Below are 11,339 nucleotides of genomic sequence, written 5' to 3'. Positions count from 1 at the left end.
TTATTATTTTCAGAAAACAGATAGTATATCATAATGGGTTATACTTTCATCGCTTCTTATACACACTTAAAATAGAAATTAAAAAAGGATGTGTAAAATGATGTTTAATAATAAGAAACATGCAAATAGATTAATTAAAGAGAAATCACCATACCTTTTACAGCATGCATATAACCCTGTGAATTGGTACCCATGGTCTGAAGAAGCTTTCGCCAAAGCAAAAGAAGAAAATAAACCCATTTTCCTTTCTATTGGTTATAGTACTTGTCATTGGTGTCATGTTATGGCAAAAGAATCGTTTGAAGATGCTGAGGTTGCTACTATCCTAAACGAAACATTCGTTTCGATCAAAGTGGATCGGGAGGAACGACCAGACATTGATTCGATTTATATGAAAGTTTGCCAAATGATGACAGGACAAGGTGGATGGCCGCTATCGATTTTTATGAGCGCTGATCAAATCCCATTTTATGCAGGAACTTATTTTCCCAAACACCATAAATATGGGATGCCAGGCTTTGTAAATGTACTCCAAGAGCTTTATAAAACATACACGCAGGACCCAGAACATATAGCGGATGTTACAAGCAAAGTCGAAAATGCCCTCCGACTAACCGAAACAGAAAAAAGCGTAAACCGGATTAAACGATCGCATGTAAATGAGGCGTTTGATCAGCTGGAAAACAGATTTGACAAAGTATATGGAGGATTTGGACATGCTCCAAAGTTTCCTATGCCTCATAACGTACTGTTTTTATTAAACCATTCTTATTTTACAGGTAATAAAGGGGCGTTAAAGATGGCTAAGCAGACCTTGGATGCGATGGCTGCTGGTGGTATTTACGACCATATCGGCTTCGGTTTCTCCCGCTACAGCACAGATAAAAAATGGCTTGTTCCACATTTTGAAAAGATGCTCTATGACAATGCCCTCTTACTTATTGCTTATACTGAGGCGTACCAATTAACCAAACGCGACGCGTATAAAAACATTTGCAACGAAATGATTGCCTTTGTTTCCAGAGAATTGACTCACCCAAATGGAGGTTTTTATTCCGCTATTGATGCGGACTCAGAGGGTATTGAAGGAAAATATTATGTGTGGGAAGAGCATGAAATAGATCAGGTACTAGGAAAAGAAGACGGTAAACTCTTTAAAGCTGCTTATCAAATTACACCAGAAGGTAATTTTTCAGGTAAAAATATACCAAATTTGATCAACCAAGACTTGAAGCAAGTTGCTGCTTCAGCAGGCGTTTCACTGGAAAGCTTAACAGAAAAACTTGTATTGTCTCGAGAGAAATTGCTTGAAGCTCGTGAAAAAAGGACCTATCCTCATGTAGACGATAAAATTTTAACGGCGTGGAATGGGTTAATGATTGCTGCATTGGCAAAAGCAGGAAAAGTATTCCAAAATAGCAATTATACAGAGATGGCCCAAAAAGCGATCCAGTTTATTGAAGATCACTTATATCAAGATGGTCGCTTAATGGTTCGCTACCGAAAAGGCGAGTCAAAACACGTTGGTTATTTAGATGACTATGCTTTCCTACTATGGGGCTATATAGAATTATATGAGTCCACCTTTCACCTACCCTATCTGGAAAAAGCGAAGCAATTACTTGATCAAATGATTGAATTGTTCTGGGATAACGAACATGGTGGTTTTTATTTTTCTGGAAATGATAATGAAACACTCATTGCTAAAGATAAGGAGGTATATGACGACGCTCTTCCATCAGGAAATAGTGTCGCAGCAGTAATGCTTGTTCGTATGGGATATTTAACGGGTGAGACACGTTATCTGGATTATGTGGAAGAGATGTTTTATACCTTTCATGACGATATCAAAACACAGGCGTCAGGAAGTCCGTTTTTCCTGCTAAGCCTGCAACGAATGGAATTTCCCTCTAAACAAGTTGTTGTCATTGGACCTAATAGCGATCTGAAAAAACAAGCTTTCTTACAACAACTTCAACAGATATTTTTGCCAAATATAACGATATTGTCATTTTCCGAAGATGATTCGTTGGAAAAGCTTGCACCGTTTGCAAGTGCCTATCGATTGATTGATGGAGAAACAACTATTTATGTTTGCGAAAATTTTGCTTGTAAGCAGCCAACAACTAGCACAGCTGAGGCATTTCGCTATATACAAGAATGATTGCCGTTTTACGCATAAACTGCACCCCCATTGTTAGATACTTTTTTAACAATAGGGGTACTTTTTTATGTACATGTATGCAATAGTGCAGAAACGATATACTGTATTTCGTGCTATAATATAATAATACTTATTTCTTAAGAATCTCTAAATATTTAAACGATGGATGAAAAGGAGCTATCAATAATGAAAGTAAAAATGAACGTCCAAACTGCATATCACGGTGATTTATTGCGTGCCGGAAAAGTATATGAAGTCGATGAAGAAACAGCCAAACGGTGGATTGCCAGTAAATTAGCTGAAAAAGCCGAGGACCAATCGAACGCATAGATATCCTAAAATAGGACGAACAAAGGCATATAAAGTGAATCTTCAATCAGTGATGGTTTTCATTCATCCCCCACTGATTGTTAGCGACACAAAGGTATGACCTAAAGACTTCTTACGAAACAGGGCATTTAGGTGCTGTTATCTTCCACTTTAATTTTTTGCAGTAGATTATCCAACTCCTGAAGTGCCAGTATTACAGCAATCTTATCTACGGGATAAATAAACGCGTTCACAACCCAACGCTACTATAAATCTACATTCAGTCTAGAGGGGAAGCAATTCGACTACCCCTCTTAAAAGTCCACCAGCTAAAGCAGGTGGACTTAGACATAAATGACGGCGACTAAAGTCGTTTTTTAGGCTAAAGCCCTTCTCAAAGATCATAGGTTGAAGCAACCTCAAAGCTAAACCAAAACTCACTCTTCTAGCTTGAATATTTGGATAGGTTACACTTGACTAGACAAAAATGATAAGGCTAAAAGTGGATACCGTCTAAAGACGTTGGAGTTAGACCACGCATTTGTGAGTTAAAATTCAACACATTCCACTTTTTCCCATTTTACTTTCGCTATGTTTATTCTCCACGATTTTAGAATAGTGTTTTAATGGAGCAGGTTGCCCACTTATCTCATGCTATTTCCCATCGTATGAAGAAATACTTCCGCAATTGCTTGTTCCCTTGTTACCACTGGCTGCTTCCTCAACCGCTACAACACTGGTTAAAATCTTAAACATTTTATCGGCTAGTCGTTTGCTAGCATATGTTTGCAAATCAGCATCTAATTGTCGCCACTGCCTCAAATATGTCTTTAGTTGACTAATGCCATTTTCTATAACCGAAATCAAATACTCCTCAATTAAGGCATTTTCTTTTGTTCTCCCCAAAAGCTCCTTCATCTCATTAATAAACAGTTCATCTGACTGATATTTGTGAATCAGTCGAATTACTTCTAGTCCGAGAATGTTTGCTTTATTAAGTCTTGTTTCATTGTCTCACCTTTAATTTTACATATTTCCACTTGTTATTCTAATAAGTAACCATTTTTCTCTTCTCGACCGTCTTTACTCTCTAAGTATAAATTCGTTTGCATCAAAGGAAACATGATAAGCCTCTACTGCAATTAATAACTGATTTATATCAAAAATAAAGTTTATATTTGTATTAAACTCCTTAAGCATGTCATTTTCTAAATTTCCAATCCCATTTGGATGGTAACTAAACTCAAAAATTTGCCAATTATATTCTTCAAAGTTTATTTGTTCAAATCTTGTTATTCCCTCTCCACCATTAAAGTAAAGACTGGCAATATTTTTGAAGACTATCTGATGTTCAATAGATTGCTCTTGTTCTGTAATTTTAATTTTTAAACGTAATTCTTTTTTAAGTATGTTAAAATTAATACATAATATATCACATCCTTCGTCTATATAATCCACCCATTGTTCTATACTTCTAAACACTTTGCTTCACCCCGGCTATAATGGTTTCATATTATATGAATCTTTGTTCTAGCACTTGATAATTGTCTTTTACATATCATTTCGTTTATAACTTATTCAGTTTTTCCATTCCTAAAATTTCCCCATCCATATAAAGTGAATCTTCAATCAGTGGTGGTTTTCACCCCCTCCGATTGGTAGTACCGTAATCGTATGACCTATAGGCCGTTTACAAAATAGGGCATTTAGGTACTGTTATCTCCCGCTTAGACTTTTTGCAGTACAAGACAACTCCTGAAGTCGGAGTCTTACAGCACCTCATATACGGGATAAAATAGTCCCTTTTATATGTATTTCTAAGTCTATATTTTCGTTCGACTTACAAACCGTAATATGTATCCCACTGTTCTAAATGAATATCTCCTAACGTCTTCTGTAAGTTCTTTAGCCCGATCCATTAATGCTTCGTTGTCACTAATTGCATCCCTTGACCGTCATGTTCAACTGCGATAACAAAACCGTTCCCCTTATGAACCTCTGCCTCCATCGTAATATAACTATATAACTTGGTAATAAAACGCTCTTTTATTTGAATGACACTCTTACTATCAGCAATAAGCATCGTTTCATTTTCAGCTGCTAACCAATAATATTGATCTATTAAATATAATAGTTGCTCTCTAGTGCAGACTTCAAGAATGTAAATATTATCCTTTCTAGATCCTTTTACCATATGTTCAAAATCAATTTGTCGTTGCATAAGCTCCTCATCCACTTGCTCTTCTCGATACGTCGTAAAAATAAACTGCGGAGGAAAATAAGCATTTCTAGCGAGCCAATTCTTCATATAGGCTTTATTTTCTTCCACATAATTCTCAAACTCACTAACGGAAATAGAATACATGTTGACATCGTTATTCACAATTTCTAATTGTGCATGTTCGCTAGACAGTTCCATTACAGTTAAAACAGTTCGCATCTTTATTCCCCCCTTAATTCTTCAAGCATTTTATATTACACTTTTTCTCAAGTATTTTTTAACAAGAGCTGCCATCACACAATGTATAAAACTGATATGTAGGTAAAATGTTCTCGTATATGAGGCATCCTTATGCTACAATCATTATATCAAGCTAACTATAATAATATTTCAAATTCGTTCATACAACAAGAGGTGAAGCATGAACAATCGTTGGAATGAAATTATTTATAAACTATGGTCACCTATTTACGATAAGTTCTTTAATGCAGGGAATTTTTTAGCAGCCCGCAAGAGAATATTTCACGAAGAACCGTTTTCCCATCATCAACAAATACTATTTGTCGGGGTCGGAACTGGCGCAGATTTAGAGTTAGTCCAACATCAAGAATTAACAATTACCGCAATTGATTATTCAACCGAAATGCTTAACAAGGCGAAAGATAAATTCAAAGATTCTTCCATACAATTTTTAAAAATGGATGCTCAGCATATGCAACTTCAAGACAATCAATTTGATGTAGTTGTAGGAAGTCTTATTTTATCAGTTGTCCCTGATGCCGATAAATGTTTAAAAGAGATGGTTCGAGTGGTCAAACCAGAGGGTAAAATTATTATTTTCGATAAATTTGCACCTAAAGGCAAAGAGCTTTCTACATTAAAAAAAATCATCAGACCGTTCATTCAGTTATTGGGTACTGATATTGGTATCAACTTTGAAAAATTACAAGATACAAACAAAGAAACGCTACTTGTAAAAGAAGATACATCTATTATGTTGAATGGGATGTATCGGAAAATCGTGATGGAACCAAGGCGCAGGGCGCCCGTATAGCAACGTAGCGAATGGAACGAATCAACTAAAGATAATGGAATCATGCCACTAAAACTGGGGTATGCCGACGCCTGAGCGGCAAGCCCGTTTTTAGTCGGCCTTCCTCTTAGCGACGAACCGATGATGACTTATCGTAGGGCGCATTTCTAAAGTCGCCTAGTTGCTGGGCGATGGAGCTGGACGTGGCTATTCAGTTATTTCGTTATCTCCAAGCACCTAATTTTATACTTTCTTATTCTGCAAAAACCCTGAAAGTGTGAAGCAATCGTTTTAACTTAAAAGTCATCCATTACCCGCCATTCGCTAGTCGTATGGCGGGTAATGGTTTCGCTTGCTTTCTCATTTATAATCTCAAAGATGCCAGTTGTTCGCCCCAAGGAGCCAATTCAGTCTCTTTAAATCCAGCCTTTTGATAAACAATTTTCGCTGCAAGATTTTCAGGATGATAACCAATCATCACATATGGAATGTTTTCTTGCTTGTTCTGTCGCAACTCTTCAATAATAAGCTGCACAGCTTGTGCGCCCAACCCTTTTCCTTGATATGTCGCATCAATCATCAGTCGATAAATCCAATATTGATGGTCATCAGGATCTATTCCGAACATCGCAAATCCAATCATTTTGTGATCAAGATAAATACCTTTCGCAACAAAATCATCCAGAAATTGAACTTCTGCGATAGAATAAAGATTGGATGCTATAAATGGTTGCTGTTCTGCTTTCACATTTAAGTGAATAGCTTCTTCCCAATTATTTTTGTCAATAGGTTTCAATGTTAAATGATACAAGTCTATACCACCTCTGTTTAAAATTCAGGGGAACCACGCAGTTGATCGGCTAGTTAAACGCTATCCCCTCATCTGTCCGCTCATATAATTGTACATCCTTTCTCATGAACAACACCTCCTTAAAATTATATCTAACTTAACTCTGTGTGTGGCAAAATACAGCATTAGCAATTAACCATCCGCACTGTAAACATAAGAACATAGTGCTGCTATCGTTTATATTCCGTCTTACTTTCTACTCTAACGGCTCCTCAAACCAAGGTGTAATCCTTACCCCTCGTGGATTCGTAAACTATAGACATTACTTTATGTACATCATTATATAATGAATAGGAGAACCTCCCTATCTAAAGTTTTTAAATATAAATGAACACAGATTAAATAATGATTTAATCTAAATTGTCTGCCTGATACTCCGTAAATTCAGGGTGCTTTTTTTGAATTTTATTAATTAATGCAGGCGATTTACTTGAAACTAGAATATAGGAACTATCAAAAAATCCAATTTCAATAACATAATTAGTTATAGATGATTCGTAGTCTATCTCCCAGAATTCCATATTTCCCAATAATTTTGGGTAATTCTCTTTCCTAATCTCTACAGAACCTTTTTTTACAGCTATAACTAACCCGAAAACGATAAGAATATAGGAATTAGTTATATAATAAGCTAGTTCATCCCCAGAAATACAGAATCTTTCTTGATAAAAAATATGGTCTTCAACTTCTTCTCCATCTATTTGTACATAGGCTTCCATATCACTAAATATCCAATCATGAGATGTAATAAAATTCTCATCAAAAGCGGCTAAAAAATCGCTTAATGAAAAAGGGTGGGTAACCGCTGAATCTGTATGATTAAACAAAATCCTCATTTTATTCGCTTCCTTTTCAATTATATAAAGCCTGTACTATTTTTATGGTGATATATTTCTTCATTTTCCTTAGTCGTCTGAAGTTTGTCGGTGATCATAACTTTTACTTTCTTTTGAATTCTTCTCCCGTCGTCATCATATTTGTATTCTGCAAACGGAGTACTTTCTCCTTTTTTCGTGACAGCTACGAGTTGATCGGCTGCATTCCACTCATACGTATACGTACCATCTTCTATTCGGTTTCCATTTTTATCATAGTTGATGGTTTCTTTTCCATAGGCTGTTAGCTGATTCTGTATATTGTAAGTAGATGTAACAGCTTCCTTGTTGCCAATCTTTTGATAGATTCGATTGCCAAATCCATCATACTTATATTCGTTGACGGAGCCATCCTTCTTTGTTTCCCGGATTAATTGATCCATCTGGTCATACGCAAATGTCTCTTTCTTTCCGTTATGGGAAAGAATCTCGGTACGATTGCCGTTTGCATCATAGGTGTAAGTTTCATCGATAATGGTTGTCATTTCCCCGGTTGACTCTGCTTTTTTGGTTGACATGGAAACAACTTGTCCAGCTCGATCATATACATAGGTCGTTCCAACACCGTTGTCTCGCGAATAGGTTGTGACATTACCTAACTCATCATAATCCAGTCGGAGTGTACGATGGTTGTTTTTAACGACGTTTTTCAATATTGTTCCTTACTAATTTTTTTCATTTAAGAGAAAAGTTTGGATGACAATAGGATCCTATTGTCATCCAATGGTAGATTCCATCAATATTTCTAATTCTTCACCGTTCCAAATATTATACCGTTGACTTCTTCCCCTAATTATTACAAGTCACTCTTAGTTTTAATAAACTGTATTATTGCGACATCCTTTTTTGTTTCTTTGCTAACCCATTCGCCTTTTTAAAAGTAGCATTAGAATGTGAATACCAGTTCTTTTCATCAAAGCGAACGTAGTCTATTCCTAAACAAGGTGTCAAATCACCATCTTCTATTTCAGTATCCAAAATAACAAAATGCTCCAAGTGCTTCATTCTAGTAACAAATTGTAATGATGGAATTTTACCCATTTTACTTATTATTAAACTTCTCAAGTTTTTGTAACAAGAAACATATTTCATATCACTAATTTTATGACACCCTTGAATTTCAATGTCTGTCATACGATCACTTTTATTCTCACTAGATGACAATGAGCGGAGATATTTTAAATCGAAAAGAGATAATTCCTTTAAATTATTTACTTCTCGTAAGCCTTTTAAAGATTCTATATTTCCTTTTATAAGCTCTAGTTTCTCTAAATTTTTCATATTTTCAAGTTCCTTCAAATCTTTCCTTAGAGGACTATAGCTTAATAGACTTATTTTTTTAAGGTTTACTAAAGAACTGAGACCTATCACCTTTTTCGACCAATTTATAGATAATTCTTCTAAATCAAGGAAATTTAAATCTAGTGACTTTTTTAATGTAGCATCTATTATAAGTTTTTTTAAATTAGGCATTTCGTATAAGCTTGAAAAATCGTCAATCTTATCAGATGTGATATGGACACTTTCAACGGTTGGTATTCTATCTAAAAAACGAATTGAACGACCTGAATAAAAAACCTCATTAATAATGATATCTTTTAATTGGCATTTATTGACTTCTTGAATACATGCTTCAATGTCATTATAAATTCGATAAGGTTCCTTCATATTTTAATTCCGCTCTCCTACTATTAAGATAGTTTATGAGAAAATTTTCCCATGGTCTGTTCACTTTAAATCACATCTCCACTCGGGTTGTAATACTGTATTTCCGCTGTGCTTGTTTAATGCCAGCAATTGACCGTCCGCACTGTAAACATAAGAGCGCTTTACTTGATCTTTAGCATTTGTTTCATACAAGACATTCAGACTATCCCCGTCATAGATGTAGTTGGTGTTTAGATTAATGATATAAATTCTAAATGAATTATATAAATATCTGTAATAGATAGATACACCAAATATAACTCTAGAAAGAAACCTGCAAATCTTAATCAATTATAACTAAAAATTTGCAGGTGATTTTACTGCATTATAGTTTTTATTAGTATTTGACGTGCTAACTCATGTATTTCCAATTCTCTTTTTAAATCATTATATTTGTTTATTTTTTTTTCAGAAAAGAATAATAGGGGTAACTCTCAAAAAAATCCTTATTCAATAATCTTTTTTGGTATTTTGGTATTTTTTTACCTTCAATCGCGTAACTGACACTTCCTGCTATAATTAAACAAAAATCATTAAAGTCCTCGATTAGTGATGTATCACTAGGAAGATTACTTAGTTCTTTTACATACGTATCCTTAATTAAGTTTAAATCTTCATAAGGAAAGCCATTTTGGAGATCTAACTTTTTTAGACACTTTATTAAGTCTTGTTTCATAATATCACCATTAATTTTACTTATTTCCACTTGTTATTCCAATAAGTAACAATTTTTCCTCTTAGAGTATAGTAACCGCCTTTTCTTTTATACTTAGATAGTTTCTAAATTACTTACTTTTCAAAGAGGGCATGTTGTTTTAACTATCCTCCCATAAAAATATTGCATGATTTAACACACAAAGTCTACTCCTTGTAGATTTTCTTTCAACTCTGGTATGTCAACACTAAACTGGACAAAAATTATAGGGGCTGTTGTTTGAATTCCACTGGGGTTAAATAACCTAGCGTTCCGTGAATTCGAATGTTATTAAACCAATGAACATAATCATCAAGTTCAAGAGCGAGTTGTTCAAGAGAAGAGAAATGAGCTCCGTTAGCGAATTCTATTTTGAACACCTTAAACATCGCTTCAGCCACGGCGTTATCATAAGGACATCCTTTCATGCTCAGTGACCTCTTGATACCGAATGTTTCAAGTGCTTCTGAAATAAGCTTATTATCAAACTCTTTTCCGCGGTCTGTATGGAACAGTTGAATGTTGTTTAAGTTACCTTTAATGGTCAATAAAGCCTGATAGGACAAGCTCTGCTGTCTTGTGTGTACCTGCACTATACCCAATTATTTCACGATTAAATAAGTCGACAAATAAGCATATATAATGCCACTTTTTCCCTACACGGACGTATGTTAAATCGCTGACAATGACAGCTAATGGTTCGTCTTGATTAAATTGACGTTGTAATTCATTCTTTATAGGTGCTTCATTACACGTTGATCTATGTGGTTTGTATTGGGCCATTGTGTAGTTTTAAACAAGTCCCATTTCATGCATTAATTGACCAATACCTGTTTTGGTTCCGATAACTTAGCTAGCTCTTTCTTGATTTTGCGAGTTCCATAATTATTACGACTACCTTTAAAAATACGTGCAATTTCGTTAGAAAGCTTGTTATCTTCTGCTTTCCGTTTACCGCTTAAATCGACTTGATAGTAATAGGTGCTTTTCGGAATTTGGAGGACGTTACACATTGCTGATACCGAATATTTGTGAGCATTATTTCGAATCACATCTATTTTCGTCCCATGATCAGCGCTGCTTGCTTTTTAGTAAGACTTAGCATTTTATATGCTTAGTCGCATTTATACCTTTAGGTGCAAATGTCGTTCTCCATAAGTAAACGTTGGTTTTCTTTGCGAAGACGCATTAATTCATTTTCTTCTTCTGAACGATTATCTTTTGCAGCGAAAGAACCTGTTTCACGATGGTTTTTTATCCAACGATCTTACGCAGAAGGCGTGATATCATACTCTCTTGCAATATCTGCACAAGTTTTGCCATTTTCATAAAGCTTCACCAATTGCAGTTTAAATTCGGGTGAAAAAGTTGACTTTGACAAGCCATAGTAGTATGCTCCCTTCAGTTATTAGTCTAAGTTTACAAGCCCTTATTTTATCTGTCCAATTTAGTGTAGCCTATCCAATGTAGTTGGTATAACTTTAGA

General features: G+C 35.1%; 11 protein-coding genes and 1 pseudogene. 3 read left to right on the top strand and 9 right to left on the bottom strand.

Annotated features, from left to right (window positions below; genetic code table 11):
• Positions 1-97: 97 nt before the first annotated feature.
• Complete coding sequence (locus BKP57_RS17430) at positions 98-2,164, top strand: thioredoxin domain-containing protein (protein ID WP_072742078.1); 2,067 nt, start codon at positions 98-100, stop codon at positions 2,162-2,164.
• 186 nt (positions 2,165-2,350) lie between these two features.
• Entirely contained in the window at positions 2,351-2,494 is a 144-nt protein-coding gene (locus BKP57_RS22555) for a hypothetical protein (RefSeq protein WP_169770789.1), read from the top strand.
• Between the two features lie 633 nt (positions 2,495-3,127).
• Here BKP57_RS22555 and BKP57_RS17425 read toward each other — a convergent pair.
• The 3 genes from BKP57_RS17425 to BKP57_RS17415 form a co-directional block, all read right to left on the bottom strand.
• A complete protein-coding gene (locus BKP57_RS17425; protein ID WP_050352199.1) occupies positions 3,128-3,379 on the bottom strand; it encodes a hypothetical protein in 252 nt (83 codons plus the stop codon).
• Positions 3,380-3,556: 177 nt separating this feature from the next.
• Positions 3,557-3,955 carry a YxiG family protein gene (locus BKP57_RS17420; RefSeq protein ID WP_050352198.1) on the bottom strand — a complete coding sequence of 133 codons (399 nt, stop codon included), beginning with the start codon at positions 3,953-3,955 and terminating at the stop codon, positions 3,557-3,559.
• A 436-nt stretch (positions 3,956-4,391) separates the two neighbouring features.
• Positions 4,392-4,913 (bottom strand): hypothetical protein, encoded by a 522-nt coding sequence (locus tag BKP57_RS17415; protein ID WP_072742077.1) that lies wholly within the window; start codon positions 4,911-4,913, stop codon positions 4,392-4,394.
• Positions 4,914-5,115: 202 nt separating this feature from the next.
• On the opposite strand from BKP57_RS17415, the gene BKP57_RS17410 reads away from it, so the two are divergent.
• Positions 5,116-5,748: a class I SAM-dependent methyltransferase gene (locus BKP57_RS17410; RefSeq protein WP_050352196.1), complete on the top strand. Its 633-nt coding sequence runs from the start codon at positions 5,116-5,118 to the stop codon at positions 5,746-5,748.
• Between the two features lie 343 nt (positions 5,749-6,091).
• On the opposite strand, the gene BKP57_RS17405 is transcribed toward BKP57_RS17410, so the two are convergent.
• The 6 genes and pseudogenes from BKP57_RS17405 to BKP57_RS17380 all read right to left on the bottom strand — a co-directional run bounded on the left by BKP57_RS17405 (position 6,092) and on the right by BKP57_RS17380 (position 11,234).
• Positions 6,092-6,538, bottom strand: a complete 447-nt coding sequence (locus BKP57_RS17405) for a GNAT family N-acetyltransferase (RefSeq protein WP_050352195.1) — start codon at positions 6,536-6,538, stop codon at positions 6,092-6,094.
• A gap of 389 nt (positions 6,539-6,927) precedes the next feature.
• On the bottom strand, positions 6,928-7,413 hold the full coding sequence (locus BKP57_RS17400) for a hypothetical protein (protein WP_050352194.1): 486 nt from the start codon (positions 7,411-7,413) through the stop codon (positions 6,928-6,930).
• A 20-nt stretch (positions 7,414-7,433) separates the two neighbouring features.
• Positions 7,434-8,105, bottom strand: coding sequence for an RHS repeat domain-containing protein (locus BKP57_RS17395; protein WP_072742076.1), 672 nt, complete (start codon positions 8,103-8,105; stop codon positions 7,434-7,436).
• Positions 8,106-8,280: 175 nt separating this feature from the next.
• The gene (locus tag BKP57_RS17390) at positions 8,281-9,120 is read right to left on the bottom strand and encodes a leucine-rich repeat domain-containing protein (protein ID WP_050352192.1); all 840 of its coding nucleotides are present in this window, start codon (positions 9,118-9,120) and stop codon (positions 8,281-8,283) included.
• A 436-nt stretch (positions 9,121-9,556) separates the two neighbouring features.
• Positions 9,557-9,835: a YxiJ family protein gene (locus tag BKP57_RS17385; protein ID WP_198035006.1), complete on the bottom strand. Its 279-nt coding sequence runs from the start codon at positions 9,833-9,835 to the stop codon at positions 9,557-9,559.
• Positions 9,836-10,077: 242 nt separating this feature from the next.
• Positions 10,078-11,234: pseudogene (locus BKP57_RS17380) on the bottom strand (IS3 family transposase).
• Positions 11,235-11,339 lie beyond the last annotated feature (105 nt).

The organism is Virgibacillus sp. 6R (assembly GCF_001895305.1).
GTDB classification, from domain to species: Bacteria; Bacillota; Bacilli; order Bacillales; family Amphibacillaceae; genus Virgibacillus; species Virgibacillus pantothenticus.
Note: the sequence above shows the minus strand (reverse complement) of the source record. Positions and strands in the feature narration are given on the sequence as shown.

Bases quoted from the DNA above. Each gene is read 5' to 3' on its own strand.
- BKP57_RS17385 (WP_198035006.1), bottom strand. From the start codon at position 9,835: ATGAAACAAGACTTAATAAAGTGTCTAAAAAAGTTAGATCTCCAAAAT.
- BKP57_RS17430 (WP_072742078.1), top strand. From the start codon at position 98: ATGATGTTTAATAATAAGAAACATGCAAATAGATTAATTAAAGAGAAA.
- BKP57_RS22555 (WP_169770789.1), top strand. From the start codon at position 2,351: ATGAAAGTAAAAATGAACGTCCAAACTGCATATCACGGTGATTTATTG.
- BKP57_RS17415 (WP_072742077.1), bottom strand. From the start codon at position 4,913: ATGCGAACTGTTTTAACTGTAATGGAACTGTCTAGCGAACATGCACAA.
- BKP57_RS17390 (WP_050352192.1), bottom strand. From the start codon at position 9,120: ATGAAGGAACCTTATCGAATTTATAATGACATTGAAGCATGTATTCAA.
- BKP57_RS17410 (WP_050352196.1), top strand. From the start codon at position 5,116: ATGAACAATCGTTGGAATGAAATTATTTATAAACTATGGTCACCTATT.
- BKP57_RS17400 (WP_050352194.1), bottom strand. From the start codon at position 7,413: ATGAGGATTTTGTTTAATCATACAGATTCAGCGGTTACCCACCCTTTT.